Here is a 15990-nt window from a genome sequence, read left to right on the forward strand (position 1 = left end):
ATGCCTGCCATGACCGACACCCTGCCCGACCGCCTGTCCAACGACCCCCGCAGCCCGTATTACGACGAAGCCCTGCTGGCACGCGGCATCGGCGTGCGCTTCAACGGCGTCGATCGCACCAATGTCGAGGAGTATTGCGTCAGCGAAGGCTGGGTGCGGGTGGCGGCAGGACGCGCGCTCGACCGTCGCGGGCAGCCGATGACGATGAAGGTCAAGGGCACGGTCGAACCGTACTTCCGCGGCGAATCCGGCGAAGCACAGCCCGCGTAAGTGTGGGCCCGCGGCGCAGTGCCCGCACCGCCTCGCGCGCGGTGCAACGTCGGGCGAGACGTCCTAGCGGAACTTGAACAGCGTGTCCTCGTGCCCGTCGGTGAAATGCAGCGCGCTGCCGTAGCCGCTGCTGTTGCCGTAGCCGATGCCGAACTCGCGCACGTGATGCACATGACGTACGTTCGTCTGCGGTACGGTTTCCACACTTTCGGTCCGATCTGCGAAGTCGTGGCGCGATCCCTGCGTGGCCTGGATCTCGATCGCGTTCATGGCGTTCTCCGGGTGCCTGCGCAGGCTAGGCGTCCGCGACCGGCAACGCATGTGGCAACGGTCGGCCAACCGAAGTCATGGTTGTGGCCGCATGCGAACCGGATCCAAGCGTGCGCGCTGCGCGGCGATCACCCGCTGCGCAACCCGGCATGGTCGGCCGGTCATGGGACGCGAGGCCCCTGGACGCCCGGCCAAGGTAGTTGCGCGATGGAGCTGCCCTCGAAACGGCCTTCCGGTCCGTAGCGCCGCTCGGCAAACACCAAGGTCCCGTCGACTCCGGCCAGGACCACGCTGCTGCAGCGCGTGCCATAGGCCGCTCCACGCACGAACGCCGGCGAAAGCGTGCGCTCCAGCTCCAGCCCCACGCCCGTGTCCGGCAGCAGTGCATCCGGCGCCTGGCTGGTATCGGCGAGTGCGTCGAACAGCGGCGCCATCGCCTGCTCGACTGGACGGTCCTGCGGGGACTCCGCCTCCAGCCACGATTGCAGCGCGCGCGTGGCGTGCATCGCCTTGGGCCAGGGCGCGTCGAATGCGCCGTTGGACATCGCGTGCACGCCCGGCGGCACGGCCTGCATCGCGAAGCGCGGATGATTGCTGGCGAACAACAGCGACTCGCCGTCCCAGAGCAGCAGGTTAAAGCGACCGTATTCGCGGGCCGTCGTCTCCAGGCCGGCGGCGAAGGCTTCGGCGCTGTCCGCTGCTTCGGCGAAGCCGCGCACCAGGGCACCCCGGGAACGCGGAGCGGCGTCGGGCACCATGCCGGCACGCACATTGGTGACTGCCGCCAGGCGCCCGCGGGTGGAGGCCAGCAGCCAGCTGCCCCCGGCTTGCAGGTCGCGGCCGCCATACAGATGCGGCTGGATCGGATCGGCGCCCGCGGGTGCGGCGGCGCGTTCGTGGAATTCGTCGCGGTTGGCGATCAGGGCGAGCCGGTAGCGCGGGTCGGCGCGCCAGGCGAAGGCGATCAGGCACATGCCGCCATGCTAGGGCCTGGCCGCCGCCATAGGCGGCCTGGCTGCCGCATGGCGATTCGGTGCCGGACCGCGCCCGGCCTGGGTCGCTTCGCAGCCGCGCAGACCAAGGGCAGCGAGCAACAGCGGCGGATCGGCGACAATGCCGGTCCTCTCACGCCGCCCATTCCATGAAATCCAGCGGACTCGCCTTCCACCACCCCGTCGCGTTCTGGCTCGGCAGCGCGCTGATCGTCGCGGGCGTGTTCTCGCACATGCCGATGTTCATGATGGGCCAGCACACCCACTGGCAGATGGTCGGCATGCCGATGACCACCGAGATGTGGGTCGGCATGGCGATCATCCCGCTCGGCCTGGCGCTGGCGGCCTACGGCCTGATGCCGCGCATGGCGCAGATGCGCGAGGCGATGCAGGGCGATGCCGGACATCTCCATTTTCACATCGCCGATGGCGTGCCGCTCAACATCGAACACTGGAAGCTGGTGACGGTGCTGGTGGTGGCGCTGGCGGTGGACGTGATGAAGCCAGCCACGTTGGGATTCGTGATGCCGGGCATGAGCGCCGAGTATCAGATCGGTAAGCCCACGGCGAGCCTGCTGGCGCTGGTGGCGCTGACCGGCACCACCATCGGATCGGTGGTCTGGGGGCGCGTGGCTGACCTGTTCGGACGCCGCGCGGCCATCCTGCTGGGCGCATTGATGTTCATCGGCACCGCGATCTGCGGGGCGATGCCCACATTCGAATGGAACCTGGCGATGTGCTTCCTGATGGGCATGTCGGCCGGCGGACTGCTGCCGATCACCTTCACCCTGATGGCCGAGACCGTGCCGGCCGCGCATCGCGGCTGGCTGCTGGTGGCGCTCGGTGGCATCGGCACCTCCGCCGGCTATCTGCTCGCAGCAGGGGCAGCGGCGACCCTGGGCGAGATGTTCAGCTGGCGCGTGCTGTGGCTGCTCGGCCTGCCCACCGGCGCGATCATCGTGTTCCTGTACCGCTACATCCCCGAATCCCCGCGCTTCCTGTCCAACGCCGGCCTGGTCGACCAGGCCCGCGCGGTGTTGCGCAAGTTTTCCGGCAATGCCTACGCCGCAGTGGAGCGCGACGATGCCGCCCACCCGGGTGCGCCGGTGATCGACGAACGGCCAGTGGTGGGTGTGCGTGAACTCCTGCGCGGTCGCCATGCCGGCATTACCTGGGGTCTGCTCACCGCGGGGGTGGCCTGGGGCCTGGCGAACTTCGGCTTCCTGCTGTGGCTGCCAGTGAACCTGACCGAGCTCGGCGTGGACCCGAAAGCCGCCAGCACCGTGCTGGCCAAGTCCGCGATCCTGGCCCTGCCCGGGATCGGCGTGGTGATCTGGCTCTATCACCGCTGGAGCAGCTTCAAGTCGCTGGTGCTGTTCATCGGCATGACCGCGCTCGCGCTGCTCGCCTTCGCCGCGATGGGCTGGCTGCAGGTGCGTTCCGAATCGCTGGTCATCGTGTGCACCGTGGCGCTGCTGGTCACGATCAGCGGCGTGATTGCGATGCTTATTCCCTACGCGGCCGAGATCTACCCCGTGCATCTGCGCGGGACCGGCTCGGGCAGCATCGCGGCCAGCTCCAAGTTCGGCGGGATCCTGGGTGCGGGCCTCGGGGTCGCAGGCTTCTTCGATCATTTCGCGCTGTCGGCGCTGTTGATCGCGCTGCCGATGCTGGCAGCCTGCATATTGCTGCTGCGCAGCGGGATCGAAACCCGCGGCCAGCGCCTGGAGGACATCGAGCGCGCGATGGCCGGAAGCGCCTGAGCCGTTTTCCCCGGCTCCTGTCTTCATCCGACGCCCGGCTCGGTTAGGATGCGGCCTCCTCCTCCGCCGCCGATCGACCCCATGGAATATCTGCTGCTGGTCTATACCGACACCGAGCTGCAAGAGGCATTGCCCGAAGCCGAATACGACGCGCGCATGCGCTATTGCCTGCAGCATGCGGACGAGCTCAAGCAGCAGGGCACACTCAAGTCCTACCGACAGCTCGAAGCCCCGTCCACTGGCAGGTCGGTGCGGATCCGCGCCGGCAAGACCACCGTCGTCGACGGCCCGTTCGCCGAGACCAAGGAAGTCCTCGCCGGCTTCAACCTGATCGAGGCCGAGAGCCTGGAACAGGCGGTGGAAATGGCCAAGGACATCCCTTGGGCGCAGACCGGCTGCATCGAGGTGCGACCGGTACGCGACGCGGACAAGGTACGCCAGAGCGTCGGCGCCTGAGCCGCATCCGCCGGGTCACTAAGGCAACAACTCCTGCTGCCTGCGCCTGCTGAGGCGGGCAACGGCATCGCGATACGACCACTCGACAAGTTCGCGCAGATAGGTGTGCGGGAATGCGGCCACGTCGACGATCGTGACCCAGCGCCAGCGGCCCATCCAGCGCGCCGGCTTCACCCCCGGCATGTCGGTCAGTTCGAGGAAACGCTCCGGCGTGACCTTGATGCTGAAGCGCCAGCGCTCGGGCTCGCTGGTCTTGAAGTAGGCGAACGTCTTGTCGAAGACCCGATAGGACAGCACGTTCATGGGCTCCGGCAATAGCACTACGCTGGCTCCGGGAAGCCGGCCGCAGTACCGCTTCAGCGCAGCCACGTCCATGCCGCGGCTATGCGCTGCGGTCGAGCATGACCCGCAGCACGGTCAGCGTGGTCACGTCGTCCACGCCCTTGAGCAGGGCGATGCGCTCGCGCAGGTCGGCCAGATGGCTCGGCGCGTCCGCGCGCACCAGCACCATCAGGTCGATCTCTCCGGCCACGCTATGGCATTGCTGGACTTGCGGCAGCGCCGCCAGGGCCGGCATCACATCGTCGCAGGTGAAGCCGTCGACATAGCGCAGCAACAGCCAGGCCAACAGTGGTTCGTTGCCGCTGCCCAGACGCACCGTGTACTGGGCGATGACGCCGGCATCCTCGAGTCGCTGCAAGCGCTCCTGCACCGTGCTGCGTCCCAGTCCGACCGCCTTGGCCAGTGCTACGGTGGACAGGCGCGCATTGTCCTGCAGCAGGGCGATCAGCTTGCGGTCGATGTCATCGAGCGGCTTCATCGGATCCATGCCCGTCGGCACCGGGCCGGCATTATGCCGGGTTGCGACCGGCACCTGCCTGCGGCCAAAGTGCGAGGCCGTCGAGAGGACCAGCCATGCACTCCGGACCACGTTTCGCGCAACTGCCGTCGCCGCCGTATTACGCGGTGATCTTCTCCTCGCAGCGCAGCCCGCACGACGAAGACGGCTACGCCGCCACGGCCGCGCGGATGGTCGAACTCGCGCGCGAGCAGCCTGGCTTTCTCGGCTACGAATCGGCCCGGGATGCGAGCGGGTTCGGGATCACGGTCGCCTATTTCGATTCCGAAGCCAACATCGCCGCCTGGCGCCAGCACGCCGAACACGCCGCCGCGCGTCGCGAAGGGCATCGCACCTGGTACGAGCACATCGAACTGCGCATCGCCCGGGTGGAACGTGCCTACGGCGGCATCCGCCGGGAGCAGGCATGAGCACGTTCGCCTTCGATCGCCGCGCCGCATTGATTCCCATCGATGTCCAGCGTGGCTTCGACTACCCGCCCTGGGGCCGGCGCGACAACCCGCGGATGGAGCGCCACGGCCGCGCCCTGCTCGATGCCTGGCGTCGCGCCGGCTGGCCGCTGATCCATGTCCGCCATGACTCGGTCGTGCCCGGCTCCTCGCTCAGTCCCGCGCATCCGGGCAACGCCTTCCGCGACGGGTTCGAGCCCCTGCCGGGCGAGCCGCTGGTGAGCAAGTCGGTGAACGCCGCCTTCATCGGCACCGACCTCGATCTGCGCCTGCGTCGCCTGGGCGTGGGCTGCCTGGTGCTGTTCGGCATCAGCACCGACATGTGCGTGTCGACCACCGCACGCGTGGCCGCGAACCTGGGCTACCGGACGATCGTGGTCGGCGATGCCTGCCAGTGCTTCGACCTGGACGACGGCGCCGGCGGACTGATCCGCGCGGAAGAGATCGCACGTGCGCACCTGGCGACCCTGCGCGCCGAGTTCGCCGAGGTGGTCGACACCACGGACGTCATCGCCGCCCTGGACGATGCGCTTGCTGCGGAGCCCTCGCCCGCTATTGCTTGAGCTTCCAGCCGGTGCGGAAGATCCACCAGATCGTCGCCAGGCACAGCAGCAGGAATCCCAGGATCGCGGCGAGGCTGACGGCCACGTCCACGTCCGACTGCCCGTAGAAGCTCCAGCGCATGCCGCTGATCAGGTAGACCACCGGGTTGAACAGGCTCGCCGTGCGCCAGGGTTCTGGCAGCATGTCGATCGAATAGAACGCGCCGCCCAGGAAGGTCAGCGGGGTCATGATCAGCAACGGGATGATCTGCAGGCGCTGGAAGCTGTCCGCCCACAGCCCGATGATGAAGCCGAACAGGCTGAAGCTGAGCGCGGTGAGCAGCAGGAAGCACAGCATCCAGACCGGGTGCGCGATCGAGTACGGCACGAAGAATCGCGCCGTGACCAGGATCAGCACGCCGAGCATCAGCGACTTGGTCGCCGCCGCGCCGACGTAGCCGGTGACGGTCTCGATCCACGACACCGGCGCCGAGAGCAGTTCGTAGATGGTGCCCGCCCACTTGGGCATGTAGATCCCGAACGAGGCGTTGGAGATGCTCTCGTTGAGCAGCGAGAGCATGATCAGGCCGGGGATGATGAAGGCGCCATAGCTCACCCCGCCGATCTCGCCCATGCGCGAGCCGATCGCGGCGCCGAACACGATGAAGTACAGCGAGGTCGACAGCACCGGCGAGAGGATCGACTCCATCAGGGTGCGGAAGGTGCGCGCCATCTCGAAGCGGTAGATGGCCCGGATCGCATGCACGTTCATGCGCGTGCCTCCGCCTTCGCCCCGTTGCGCACCAGGCTGACGAAAATGTCCTCCAGCGAGCTTTCGCTGGTGTTGAGGTCCTTGAATTCGACCCCCTGCTCGCCCAGGCGCCGGAGCAGGCCTGCGATGCCGGTGTCCTCGCGCTGCACGTCGTAGGTGTAGACCAGCGCGTGCCCGCCTTCGCCCAGCTCCAGCGGCAGGTCGGCCAGCGCTTGCGGCACCGCGTCCATCGGCTGCTGCAGGGTGACCGCCAGCTGCCGCTTGCCGAGTTTGCGCATCAGCGTGGCCTTGTCCTCCACCAGCACCAGCTCGCCATGGTTGATCACGCCCACGCGGTCGGCCATCTCCTCGGCTTCCTCGATGTAATGGGTGGTGAGGATGATGGTGGTGCCGTTCTCGCGCAGCGCGCGCACCATGTTCCACATGTCGTGCCGCAGCTCGACGTCAACCCCGGCGGTGGGCTCGTCCAGGAACAGGATCGACGGCTCGTGCGCCAGCGCCTTGGCGATCAGCACCCGGCGCTTCATGCCGCCTGACAGCGCCATGATCTTGCTGTCCTTCTTGTCCCATAGGGACAGCTCGCGCAGGACCTTCTCCAGATGGGCATCGTTCGGCGGCTTGCCGAACAGACCGCGGGAGAAGCGCACGGTCGCCCAGACGCTCTCGAACGCGTCGGTCGACAGTTCCTGCGGCACCAGGCCGATCCGGGAGCGCGCGGCCCGGTAGTCGCGCACGATGTCGTGGCCGTCGGCGGTGACGCTGCCGGCGCTGGCGTTGACGATGCCGCAGACGATGCTGATCAGCGTGGTCTTGCCCGCGCCATTGGGGCCGAGCAGGGCGAAGATCTCGCCCTTGCGGATGTCGAGATCCACGCCCTTGAGCGCGCGGAAGCCCGAGGCGTAGGTCTTTTCGAGGCCGCGGATGGAAATGATCGGGGTCATGCGCTGCATCGTACCCAAGGCGCCGGAGCGGTACAGCCCTGCTTTTCGGGATAGTCCATGCCAACACGACGAATCGCGGTGCCGCGCCTCGACATCGATGGCGGCGATCCACCTGAGGGCCTGCTGCGGCGACCGGCTGCCGCCGCGGCGTGGACGCTACTGCGCGCGCTGGCCGCCAAGATGGCGGGCGAGGAAATCCAGCAGCCGGGTATAGAACTCGCGTCGATGCGGCTCGGTGTAGAACCCATGCCCTTCCGTATCGAAATACAGGGTCTCGACCGTGGCGCCTGCCTCACGCAACGCCTTCTCCATGCGCTTGCTGTGCGCGATGGGAGCGATCTCGTCCTCGCCGCCTGCGGCCAGCAACACCGGGACCTTGACTGCAGAAGCCAGCCGGCTCGGCGAGACGGACGCCAGCGAACCACGACTTCCGACCCAATCGTTGGTCCACGCATGCCTCGATTTGCTGGCGCGCGAAGTCTGCTTGTGCATCAGTTCGAGGTCGTAAACCCCGACATAGCCCACCGCGCACCGGTACATCCCAGGCTCGCGCACTGCCCCCATCAGCGCCGCATAGCCGCCGTAGCTGGCGCCGAAGATGCAGGTCCTGTTCGGATCGGCGATCTTCTGCTCGATCGCCCAGCGCGTCGCGTCAGTGACGTCGTCCTGCATCTTCCCGCCCCACTCCCGCGCGCCGGCATGCATGAAGGCGCGCCCATAATTGCCCGACCCCCGGTAATTGATACGCAACACCGCGTAGCCGGCTTCCGCCAGCAGCTGCGCCTCGTCGTTGAACTCCCACTCGTCATAGACCCCATACGGACCTCCATGCGGCACCACCACCAGCGGTCGAGGTGATTCCTGCTCGCCAGGCGGCGTGGTCAGATAGCCGTACAGCGGCAAACCGTCCCGCGACCGCAGCTCGACGAGGCGGGTGGGAGCCGTGCGCGCGGGGTCGAACCACTCGCGCCTGCTGAAGACCAGGTTGGCCTGGTGGGTCCGGGTGTCGAACAGGTAGAAGTCGCCCGGGTTGCGTTGGTTCCAGGTCGCCACGATCAGCAGCTTGCCGTCGTCGGTGGCCGAGGTGACCGTGACCGCATGCCCCGGAAATGCCTTCTCCAGCATGCGCTGGCGCCGGGCGATGGCGGAGCCCTCGTCGAAGAAAGCGCTGCGCATGCCCGCATGCATGAACAGGGCGCCTTGCGGGGCGTCCGTTGCAGGATCGGCGACGATCAGATAGGGATCCACGACCTGGTCCCGCAGCTTTGGCGTCATTGACCCGCTGGTGGTGTCGTACTCGAGAATCTCGTCCGGGCCCTGCTTGTTCTCGCGCTGGAGGTAGGCCTTGCCGCCGTCCGCGGTGAAGCCCAGCGGCCACGCCGTCACGCCGCTCTGCGCCTCGTCATTGATGAGCCGCCACTCGTCGCCACGCCTGGCGCGGTAGTACAGCTTGCTGACATTGTCGTAACCGGCGCCGACCGCAAACCGCACCTCTCCGCTCGCATCCGCGACAAACCTGGCGCGACGCACAGGTGCGTCGGCGCTCGCCGAGCGCCTGCCGTTGTAGATGTCGAGCCGTTCCACCCGTGTCTTCGGGTCCGCGCCGACCATGAAGGCGCTGATCAGCACACCGCGATCGTCGCCCCTGAGCGTATCAATCAGGAAGGCCGCTTCCTGGCGCGCTTCGCCTCCATTCAGCCCGAAGCGCCCGAAGATCATCTGTCGCTTCGAACCATCGGCATTGACCGCGTACAACTCGCCAGTCGGATGCGGCTGGTCTTCCGAGCCGAACCGCTCGGCCATGCTGACCACGACGCGTTCCGGGTTGGCCCATTCGAAATCGCTCACCACCGAATGTCGCTCGCCACCAACCTTGGCGGTCACCTGCTTGTCGCTGCGGCGCATGACCGCGAGGATGGTGCGATCCTCCAGCGGCACCGTGGCGGCGTAGTACTCGCCCGTGGGGGAGATCTTGATCGTGCCGAATGGATCGCGCTTGAGGTAGCGCCCCAGATCCACCTGCGCATCTGCCGTGCCGGCGACGAGGATCAACGCCAGCAACGCCCACCCGCATCCTGCCCGCATGCCTGCTCCCCTGCCGCCCCGATCCCCGTCCCTATTCAATCGCAATTTCCTGTTCCCGGGAACAGCTCCCGGCAGCCCGGGCGTCGACGCGGCGCTCACCCTTCCCTGCTAGCGTGCGCTCCGGACGCCCTACCGGAGTGCCGCCATGCGCCTGCTCGTGCTGCTGATGTCGCTCGCCATGCCCGTGGTCGCGTTCCTGTCCCAGCGCGCGGTCTTCGGGCCAGACAACGGAACCGTGTCGGATCAGTATCCGACCCTGCTGGTGGCATCGGGCTACGCGTTCGCGATCTGGGGTCTGATCTTTCTGCTGGATCTCATTTACGGCGTCTGGCAGGCAAGCGGGGAGCGCAGGACCGATCCGACCGTGGCGCATGTCGCGCCTTGGGCTGCGGCGGGATTCGCGCTGACCGCGCTGTGGATGCCGCTGTTCTCGATGGGCTCGCCCGCCAATGGCCTGTACTGGGCCTGCCTGCTGGTGATCTTCGGTGCCATGTTCTGCCTGGTGCGCTGCGCGTTCGTCCTGTCGCACGACAGCACCCCGCAGGAAGGCCAATGGCTATGGGCGTGGACGCCGCTGTCGCTGCATGCCGGCTGGCTGTCGGTCGCTGCGTTTCTCAACCTGGCGCAGGTCATCGTGGCGCACGAACTGCTGCCGACCGCGCAGATGCTGTCCTGGAGCCTGGTCGTGTTCGCCGCGGCCGCCGCGCTGCTGCTGTTCGTCAACCACCACATGCACGGCAATATCGACTACGCCGGTGCTGCGGTGTGGGGCCTGGTTGCGGTCTATGTGAAGCAGTCCGGATGGGACGTGCCCGGCGCCAACGTGGCGGCGTGGGTCGCCATCGCGATCGCCGCGATCCTCGTGGTGCAGACGTTCTGGCTGCGCAGACGTCATCCGGGCGGCCTGTTGACCAACCCGGCGCGCGCCGATTGAGCGTGCCATTGCCGGCGTGCGGGAAAGCAAGCTCGCCGAGGTATTGAAAGTACATGCGCGGCCAGCAGGCCGCCGTGCCTCGTGATCGGGCAGTGCGCTGAGCACGCGGAAGGATGGTGTCAGGTCTGCGCGAGGACTGCGCCGCCCGCACTCATCAGTTGTCAGGAATCGGGGCTCCCGCAGGCGCCACCACCCGACGCATTTCTTCCAGGCTCAGGCCGCCGTCGCGGTCTGCATCGCGCGCAAGAAACTCAGCCTCCGCCTGCGCGCGGGTTTCCTCCGGCGATATCTCGCCGTTGTCGTTGTCGTCGCTTGCATTCGCCGTTGTGGAAACCGTACCGGCCGCGAGCTGGCCCATCGCCGCAGCACCGGACGTAGTCGCCTGCTCCAGCTCCGCCGCGCTGAGGTGATAGTTGTGATCGGCGTCCAGTGCATCGAATCGGGCCTTGGCGCCTTCGGCATGTTCGACCGCCGAGACCTTGCCGTCGCCGTCGCGATCGAGCGCGGCGAACGCCTCCGCGACAGGATCCGCTAGTGGGGCCGGCGGCGTGGCGGGCACCGGGGGAACCCCGGTTCCCACGGGGACGCCCGCTTCGGGCGCGGTCCACTGCGCTTGCGCCCAGGGGAACGTCAAGACCAGGGCCGCGCACAGCACCACGGCCTTCGCGACTGCGGGATTGCGCATGTCGGGCTCCTCCGTCTTGCGGTGCACGAGCCTGCGATCCAGGCCGTGAGCGCCGGGTCAAGGCGTGGACGCGTGCATGGACTCGCCGAGGGCATCCAGCAACGGTCCGAGATGTTCGCGGTACGGCAGCCATGCGCAGTCGCCTGATTGCAGGCCGGTGCGCACCTGGGTGGCGCTGTAGGTGGACACCGGAACGTCCTGGCGATCCAGCCGCAGCATCGCCGCATCGAATTCCAGCCCGCAATGCGCGGCGATCCGTCGCAGCTCGGGTTCCGGCGCGGCAATCAGCGCAGCGTGGGACACCGCGAGCAGGCGCTCGCCCAGCAGGTCGTGCCAGTGCGCCATGAGCCGGGCGTAGTCGCGATGGTAGGCGGCCAGTTCGCGCTGGTCGTAGGAATACGGACACAGGCCGCCGTAAAGCACCCGCAGGTTGGAAAAACAGACATCGACCGGCGCCCGCTGCACGTGCACGAAGCGCGCGCGCGGCAGGGCCCGCGCGATCAGGCCGAGATTGATGAAGTTGGACGGCAGTTTCTCGCTCCAGACACGGCGCCCGTGCGCGCGCCAGGACGATGCGGCCATGAACGCCGCGCCCAGCGCTTCATGGTCCAGCGCAAGCGCGCGCTGCAACAATCGCAGATCCATCAGCTCGCGCCCACCATCGTCCGCGGCAAGCCGCAGCGCGGTGGTGAACGCTAGCGTCTCGCCGCCGACGCTCACCTGTGGGTGACCGCCGAGCAGGCGTTCGAGCACGGTGGTCCCAGAACGGAACAGACCAACAATAAACACCGGCACGGGCGCATCGTCCACCGGCGCATGCCCGCGACCAGCGAGGAATTCCGCATCGCAGCCAGCGCGTAGCGCGTCGAACAGCCGCGTCGTTGCCGCAGGGTCGTAGGTGAGCCTGGCGCGTTTCCCCACGCAGCCTTCGGCCAGTACTTGCCAGGCGCCGCGGTAATCGCCCAGGTCGTGCAGTTCGGCGTGGAGCGCGAAATTCAGGTGAATCGCGTGTTCCGAGCCGGGTGCTGCGCGCGCCAGTTCGGTGCGCATCCTCGCCACACGTTGCTCTGCACCTTGCGGAAGATGCCGGCGCAGTTCGCTCAGGCGCCAGTGCGCATGCGCGAAGTGCGGCGCCAGCGCGATCGCGTGTTCGAACGCCTGCGCCGCTTCGGACATCCGCCCTTCGAACATGAGCGAGGTACCGTGCAGATAATGCGCCGGTGCGTGATCGGCATCGCGTGCCAGCGCGGCTTCCAGCAGGCTGCGGCTGACGGCATGCAGATCCAGCTGGCTGCACAGGTCGGCCAGCTCCACCAGCTGATCCACGCCGGCGGCGCTGGAATGCAACGCCATCGACCGCGCCAGCACGTCCAGCGCACGCACCTCGTGATGGCGGCGCAGCAGGCGCGCCAGTGCCAGCGCATGCGGCCATTGCGCAGGTGAGCAGGCCGCCGCGCGCAGCGCGGCATCGCGGCTGGCGCGATGCGAGCCGCCGATGTCGTGGGCCTTCGCCAGCGCGATCCAGCCTGCCGCCTCGCCAGGCGCCCGGGCGGCGGCAGCGTCGAAACATTCGATCGCCGTCGCCCAGTCGCGGCGGGCTGCGGCGGCGTTCGCTTCCTGCCAGAGCGTGGTTGTCGGCTTCATGCGCATCGCTGGGCGACCGGACCACAGGATACCGGCGGGCAGGCGCAGGGCGAACCGGCCGCGCGCGCCCGCTACCATGCACACTCCGACCGGCCTGCGGAGGCGCCATGGACCGTTTCGATCTGACCCCGCCCGACGACGCGCAGCGCGTGCGCCTGGAGGCGGCGCTGTCGCCAGAAGAGCGTCACGTGCTCCTGCAGCACGGCACCGAGGCGCCGTTCTGCGGCGTGTTCCTCGACAACAAGCGCGAAGGCACATACACCTGCCGCCTGTGCGGATTGCCGCTGTTCCGCTCCAGCGCCAAGTTCGAATCGGGCACGGGCTGGCCGAGCTTTTTCGCGCCCTTCGATCCGGCCCACGTGCGCGAGATCCGCGACACCAGCTACGGCATGGTCCGCACCGAGATCGTGTGCGCGCGCTGCGGCAGCCATCTGGGCCATGTGTTCCCGGATGGGCCGCCGCCGACCGGCGAGCGGCATTGCCTCAATTCGGTGTCGCTGGCGTTCGTCGGCCAGGGCGAGGCGCTGCCCGACCCGCTCGGCCGCGGCGGCGCGGAATCACGGCCGCTCGACTGAGCACCGAGCCGCCAAGCCCGATGCGTCGCTCGATCGAACGCCGCAGCGCGCTGCGACGCTGGCTGTTTTGCCTGGCCGTGCCGCTCTGGGCCTGGTCGCGCTCGACGCTCACGCCATGGGCGGTCAGCCGCGCGCCGCGCCTGTGGCTGTACGACGCCCTCTACTACCTGGGGTTCGCGCTGCTGGCCTGGGCCCTCGCGGAAGTGGCCTTGGCGGTGTTCCAGCGCCGGCGCGAACCGGCCGTCACCCTGATACCGCTCGCCATGGCCGCAGGCCTGGCCTCCGCGATCCTGTGGTGGACGTACTCCGAAAGTGGGCTACGCATGCAGATCAGGGTCAGCGCAAACGACCTGCATCGCGTGGTGGGCGCCGGGCATGGCGACGTGCGGCAGCGCGCCGGCGTGTTCCTGGTCGACACGGTTCGCGCTCCGTGCGCTGCGGCTGAACCATGGCTCTGGCTCGGGCGGCCGCATGGCGCAGGGACCGGCATCAACCGCGCGCTGGTGTTCAGCGGCCCGTCCGTGCCGTACAGCCCGCAGCGCGACGCCTACGGGTTCTGGCCGGTCGCCGATGGCTGGTGGATGGCGTACCAACATGCGCGCCGCGACCTGGCGGCAGCCGATACACCCAACCGCTGCGCGCGGGGGCGCGTGTTGCATTCGCACCGCCAGGGCATGGCTTGGATCGCCCGCGGGCGTCGCTGAAGCGCGCAAGCGTGCAGGTTGCAGCCGGCCGACCGCGGGGCGTCGCCGCGCGTCGGACAAAGCGCGGGTCAGCCATTCGCCGGCTGCGCGCCCATCCTGGCGTCGTGTCCGGCCTGCAGCTCGGACTGGGTCAGGCTGCCATCGTGGTTCGCATCCATCTGGTCGAACATCGTGCGTGCGCCCTGCTCGTGCTCCTCGCGGGTCAGCGCGCCATCGCTGTCGGTATCGACGACCTTGATCTTGTCGGCGGACGTCATGCGCGTATCGCCGCCCATCGCGACCTGGCTCGCATCCATTTCCTCGACCGTCACCGATCTGTCGCCGTTCGCATCCATGGTGGCGAACATGGCCGCCGCCCCGGTCGCATGTTCGTCGGCGCTGACGCCACCATCGCCATTGGCATCCATCTTCGCGAACTGACCGGAGACGTCGCCGGGCGCGGTTGGTGCCGAAGGCGCCGGGTCGGCGACCGGAGCCGCCGGTGCGGCAGGCGTTTGCACTTCATCCGACTGCGATGCGGCCGCATCGCTACCGATGTCGGCGCCGCGCGTGCAAGCGCCCGCGGCGAGCAGGCATGCGCCGACCAATGCTGCGCTGAGCGTACGTGGAATCGCGATCATGCAAGCGTTCATCGCTGGCCTCCGGTTCTCGGGGCCTGCAGGCTAGCCGGCGGCTGGTCTTGGCGCGGTGTGGATTGCGTGAATTCCGTGTAACGCGACTGTTGCCCGCCGTGCGCGCGCGTGCGCTAACCTGCCCTGCGAACACATCGACCGGGGGAACGCACGATGGCGCCACACATATTCGTTGCGATGACGGCCTCGCTGGCCTGCCTGCTGGGAACAGCTCAGGCATCCGGCCCGGTGGCGACCGTCCGGGTCGCGTTCGATCGCAACGCCATCACCTCGACTCAGGTGCACGGATACGCCGATGTCGGCGCGCAACGCAAGGTCACTGCCGGAGATCCGGTGCGAATCGCATCGATTTCCAAGCTGGTGGTCGCGATCGGCGCCATGCGCCTGGTCGAACAGGGCAAGCTGGATCTGGATGCCGATGTGTCCGACGGGCTCGGTTGGCCATTGCGCCACCCTGCGTATCCCGCAATGCCGATCACCCTGCGCCTGCTGCTCTCGCATCGCTCGAGCCTGACCGATGCGGCGGGTTACTACGACGTGCCGCTGGACGGGTCGCTGCGCGACATCCTTGATGACCCGCGCGCCTGGGACGCGGAACATGCGCCGGGCAGCTACTTCCGCTACACCAACCTCAACTTCCCGTTGATCGCGACGCTGATGGAAAACGCCACCGGCGAGCGCTTCGACCGGCTCATGGACCGGCTGGTGCTGCGACCGCTCGGGATCGCCGGCTGCTACAACTGGGACAACTGCAACGAAGCCACCGCGGCGCGTGCGGTGGTGCTGTACGACAAGGACGGCGCAGCGGTGCGCGACGATCATCACGGCGCCAAGCCCGCCTGCAGCACCAACCGCGCGCGCGATGGCAGCTGCGATCTCTCGCGTTGGAAAGCCGGTGTCAACGGCGCGCTGTTTTCGCCGCAGGGAGGACTACGGATCTCGGCCAACGGTCTGGCGATCATCGGTCGCCTGCTGCTTGGCCAGGGCGAGTTGGATGGTGTGCGCCTGCTGTCGCCTGAATCGGTGCGCACGCTCGTAACGCCTGCGTGGACCTACGCGCCGGGCAACGGCCTGCGCTCGGAGGACGGCGATAGCGGCTTTTTCTGCCGCTACGGCCTGGCGGTGCAGACGCTGGCCACGCAGGCCGAAGGCTGCCGCGACGATCCTTTCGGCGACGGCGTGTCCCGCATCGGCCATGCGGGCGAGGCCTACGGGCTGCTGTCGGGTCTGTGGGTGGACCCGGCCTCGGGCACCGGGGTGGCGTATTTCGCCACCGGTGTGGAGGACACGCCACCGGGCCGACGCTCGGCCTTCAGCGCGATCGAGGAAGCGCTGGCGACGGGGCAGGCGGCGGCGGGCGATCCGGCCCGGTGATGTCGAACGGGGCTTCCCGGATTCGTCGTCTGGGGAAACCACC

Annotated in this window: 19 protein-coding genes; 9 read left to right on the forward strand and 10 right to left on the reverse strand. The window is 68.1% G+C overall.

The window, feature by feature from the left end:
• The first annotated feature begins 9 nt into the window (after positions 1-9).
• A complete protein-coding gene (locus MC380_RS12630) occupies positions 10-270 on the forward strand; it encodes a DUF3297 family protein (protein WP_242101714.1) in 261 nt (86 codons plus the stop codon).
• 63 nt (positions 271-333) lie between these two features.
• Here MC380_RS12630 and MC380_RS12635 read toward each other — a convergent pair whose 3' ends face one another.
• Both MC380_RS12635 and MC380_RS12640 read right to left on the reverse strand, forming a co-directional pair.
• The gene (locus MC380_RS12635) at positions 334-540 is read right to left on the reverse strand and encodes a hypothetical protein (protein WP_242101715.1); all 207 of its coding nucleotides are present in this window, start codon (positions 538-540) and stop codon (positions 334-336) included.
• Between the two features lie 161 nt (positions 541-701).
• The gene (locus MC380_RS12640) at positions 702-1514 is read right to left on the reverse strand and encodes an NRDE family protein (protein WP_242165152.1); all 813 of its coding nucleotides are present in this window, start codon (positions 1512-1514) and stop codon (positions 702-704) included.
• A 167-nt stretch (positions 1515-1681) separates the two neighbouring features.
• Between MC380_RS12640 and MC380_RS12645 the strand changes: the two genes are divergently transcribed.
• Positions 1682-3295 carry an MFS transporter gene (locus MC380_RS12645; RefSeq protein WP_242101717.1) on the forward strand — a complete coding sequence of 538 codons (1614 nt, stop codon included), beginning with the start codon at positions 1682-1684 and terminating at the stop codon, positions 3293-3295.
• A gap of 81 nt (positions 3296-3376) precedes the next feature.
• On the forward strand, positions 3377-3751 hold the full coding sequence (locus MC380_RS12650; protein ID WP_242101718.1) for a YciI family protein: 375 nt from the start codon (positions 3377-3379) through the stop codon (positions 3749-3751).
• An 18-nt stretch (positions 3752-3769) separates the two neighbouring features.
• Here MC380_RS12650 and MC380_RS12655 read toward each other — a convergent pair whose 3' ends face one another.
• Together MC380_RS12655 and MC380_RS12660 are read right to left on the reverse strand one after the other, a co-directional pair.
• On the reverse strand, positions 3770-4054 hold the full coding sequence (locus tag MC380_RS12655) for an MmcQ/YjbR family DNA-binding protein (protein WP_242165154.1): 285 nt from the start codon (positions 4052-4054) through the stop codon (positions 3770-3772).
• Between the two features lie 79 nt (positions 4055-4133).
• Entirely contained in the window at positions 4134-4571 is a 438-nt protein-coding gene (locus tag MC380_RS12660) for an Lrp/AsnC family transcriptional regulator (protein ID WP_242101720.1), read from the reverse strand.
• Positions 4572-4666: 95 nt separating this feature from the next.
• Here MC380_RS12660 and MC380_RS12665 point away from each other — a divergent pair, with 95 nt between their 5' ends.
• Together MC380_RS12665 and MC380_RS12670 are read left to right on the forward strand one after the other, a co-directional pair.
• Positions 4667-5020, forward strand: coding sequence for an antibiotic biosynthesis monooxygenase (locus MC380_RS12665; RefSeq protein ID WP_242165156.1), 354 nt, complete (start codon positions 4667-4669; stop codon positions 5018-5020).
• Positions 5017-5622, forward strand: a complete 606-nt coding sequence (locus MC380_RS12670; RefSeq protein WP_242165158.1) for a cysteine hydrolase family protein — start codon at positions 5017-5019, stop codon at positions 5620-5622. Before MC380_RS12665 ends, MC380_RS12670 begins: the two co-directional genes overlap by 4 nt.
• Here MC380_RS12670 and MC380_RS12675 read toward each other — a convergent pair.
• The 3 genes from MC380_RS12675 to MC380_RS12685 all read right to left on the reverse strand — a co-directional run bounded on the left by MC380_RS12675 (position 5612) and on the right by MC380_RS12685 (position 9399).
• Positions 5612-6373, reverse strand: coding sequence for an ABC transporter permease (locus MC380_RS12675; protein WP_242165160.1), 762 nt, complete (start codon positions 6371-6373; stop codon positions 5612-5614). The two genes, MC380_RS12670 and MC380_RS12675, sit on opposite strands and share 11 nt — an antisense overlap.
• Positions 6370-7314, reverse strand: coding sequence for an ABC transporter ATP-binding protein (locus tag MC380_RS12680; protein WP_242165161.1), 945 nt, complete (start codon positions 7312-7314; stop codon positions 6370-6372). The genes MC380_RS12675 and MC380_RS12680 overlap by 4 nt, the downstream gene beginning before the upstream one ends.
• A gap of 156 nt (positions 7315-7470) precedes the next feature.
• Positions 7471-9399 carry a S9 family peptidase gene (locus MC380_RS12685; protein ID WP_242165163.1) on the reverse strand — a complete coding sequence of 643 codons (1929 nt, stop codon included), beginning with the start codon at positions 9397-9399 and terminating at the stop codon, positions 7471-7473.
• A 145-nt stretch (positions 9400-9544) separates the two neighbouring features.
• On the opposite strand from MC380_RS12685, the gene MC380_RS12690 reads away from it, so the two are divergent.
• On the forward strand, positions 9545-10333 hold the full coding sequence (locus tag MC380_RS12690) for a hypothetical protein (RefSeq protein ID WP_242165164.1): 789 nt from the start codon (positions 9545-9547) through the stop codon (positions 10331-10333).
• A 154-nt stretch (positions 10334-10487) separates the two neighbouring features.
• On the opposite strand, the gene MC380_RS12695 is transcribed toward MC380_RS12690, so the two are convergent.
• Positions 10488-11018, reverse strand: coding sequence for a hypothetical protein (locus MC380_RS12695; RefSeq protein ID WP_242165166.1), 531 nt, complete (start codon positions 11016-11018; stop codon positions 10488-10490).
• A 57-nt stretch (positions 11019-11075) separates the two neighbouring features.
• Entirely contained in the window at positions 11076-12662 is a 1587-nt protein-coding gene (locus MC380_RS12700) for a sulfotransferase (RefSeq protein WP_242165167.1), read from the reverse strand.
• Positions 12663-12769: 107 nt separating this feature from the next.
• Here MC380_RS12700 and msrB point away from each other — a divergent pair, with 107 nt between their 5' ends.
• Both msrB and MC380_RS12710 read left to right on the forward strand, forming a co-directional pair.
• Complete coding sequence (msrB, locus tag MC380_RS12705; protein WP_242165169.1) at positions 12770-13237, forward strand: peptide-methionine (R)-S-oxide reductase MsrB; 468 nt, start codon at positions 12770-12772, stop codon at positions 13235-13237.
• Between the two features lie 20 nt (positions 13238-13257).
• Positions 13258-13941 carry a hypothetical protein gene (locus tag MC380_RS12710; protein WP_242165171.1) on the forward strand — a complete coding sequence of 228 codons (684 nt, stop codon included), beginning with the start codon at positions 13258-13260 and terminating at the stop codon, positions 13939-13941.
• A 68-nt stretch (positions 13942-14009) separates the two neighbouring features.
• On the opposite strand, the gene MC380_RS12715 is transcribed toward MC380_RS12710, so the two are convergent.
• On the reverse strand, positions 14010-14573 hold the full coding sequence (locus tag MC380_RS12715) for a hypothetical protein (RefSeq protein ID WP_242165173.1): 564 nt from the start codon (positions 14571-14573) through the stop codon (positions 14010-14012).
• Positions 14574-14726: 153 nt separating this feature from the next.
• On the opposite strand from MC380_RS12715, the gene MC380_RS12720 reads away from it, so the two are divergent.
• The gene (locus MC380_RS12720) at positions 14727-15947 is read left to right on the forward strand and encodes a serine hydrolase domain-containing protein (protein WP_242165175.1); all 1221 of its coding nucleotides are present in this window, start codon (positions 14727-14729) and stop codon (positions 15945-15947) included.
• Positions 15948-15990 lie beyond the last annotated feature (43 nt).

Origin of the sequence: Lysobacter sp. M15 (assembly GCF_022662515.1) — a bacterium.
Taxonomy (GTDB): domain Bacteria; phylum Pseudomonadota; class Gammaproteobacteria; order Xanthomonadales; family Xanthomonadaceae; genus JAKPBU01.

Excerpts from the sequence above, each read along its gene's own strand:
- MC380_RS12700 (WP_242165167.1), bottom strand. The coding sequence starts at position 12,662 with ATGAAGCCGACAACCACGCTCTGGCAGGAAGCGAACGCCGCCGCAGCC.
- MC380_RS12670 (WP_242165158.1), top strand. The coding sequence starts at position 5,017 with ATGAGCACGTTCGCCTTCGATCGCCGCGCCGCATTGATTCCCATCGAT.
- MC380_RS12635 (WP_242101715.1), bottom strand. The coding sequence starts at position 540 with ATGAACGCGATCGAGATCCAGGCCACGCAGGGATCGCGCCACGACTTC.
- MC380_RS12650 (WP_242101718.1), top strand. The coding sequence starts at position 3,377 with ATGGAATATCTGCTGCTGGTCTATACCGACACCGAGCTGCAAGAGGCA.
- MC380_RS12660 (WP_242101720.1), bottom strand. The coding sequence starts at position 4,571 with ATGAAGCCGCTCGATGACATCGACCGCAAGCTGATCGCCCTGCTGCAG.
- msrB (WP_242165169.1), top strand. The coding sequence starts at position 12,770 with ATGGACCGTTTCGATCTGACCCCGCCCGACGACGCGCAGCGCGTGCGC.
- MC380_RS12640 (WP_242165152.1), bottom strand. The coding sequence starts at position 1,514 with ATGTGCCTGATCGCCTTCGCCTGGCGCGCCGACCCGCGCTACCGGCTC.
- MC380_RS12720 (WP_242165175.1), top strand. The coding sequence starts at position 14,727 with ATGGCGCCACACATATTCGTTGCGATGACGGCCTCGCTGGCCTGCCTG.
- MC380_RS12680 (WP_242165161.1), bottom strand. The coding sequence starts at position 7,314 with ATGACCCCGATCATTTCCATCCGCGGCCTCGAAAAGACCTACGCCTCG.
- MC380_RS12630 (WP_242101714.1), top strand. The coding sequence starts at position 10 with ATGACCGACACCCTGCCCGACCGCCTGTCCAACGACCCCCGCAGCCCG.
- MC380_RS12695 (WP_242165166.1), bottom strand. The coding sequence starts at position 11,018 with ATGCGCAATCCCGCAGTCGCGAAGGCCGTGGTGCTGTGCGCGGCCCTG.
- MC380_RS12710 (WP_242165171.1), top strand. The coding sequence starts at position 13,258 with ATGCGTCGCTCGATCGAACGCCGCAGCGCGCTGCGACGCTGGCTGTTT.
- MC380_RS12675 (WP_242165160.1), bottom strand. The coding sequence starts at position 6,373 with ATGAACGTGCATGCGATCCGGGCCATCTACCGCTTCGAGATGGCGCGC.
- MC380_RS12655 (WP_242165154.1), bottom strand. The coding sequence starts at position 4,054 with ATGAACGTGCTGTCCTATCGGGTCTTCGACAAGACGTTCGCCTACTTC.
- MC380_RS12715 (WP_242165173.1), bottom strand. The coding sequence starts at position 14,573 with ATGAACGCTTGCATGATCGCGATTCCACGTACGCTCAGCGCAGCATTG.
- MC380_RS12645 (WP_242101717.1), top strand. The coding sequence starts at position 1,682 with ATGAAATCCAGCGGACTCGCCTTCCACCACCCCGTCGCGTTCTGGCTC.
- MC380_RS12685 (WP_242165163.1), bottom strand. The coding sequence starts at position 9,399 with ATGCGGGCAGGATGCGGGTGGGCGTTGCTGGCGTTGATCCTCGTCGCC.
- MC380_RS12665 (WP_242165156.1), top strand. The coding sequence starts at position 4,667 with ATGCACTCCGGACCACGTTTCGCGCAACTGCCGTCGCCGCCGTATTAC.
- MC380_RS12690 (WP_242165164.1), top strand. The coding sequence starts at position 9,545 with ATGCGCCTGCTCGTGCTGCTGATGTCGCTCGCCATGCCCGTGGTCGCG.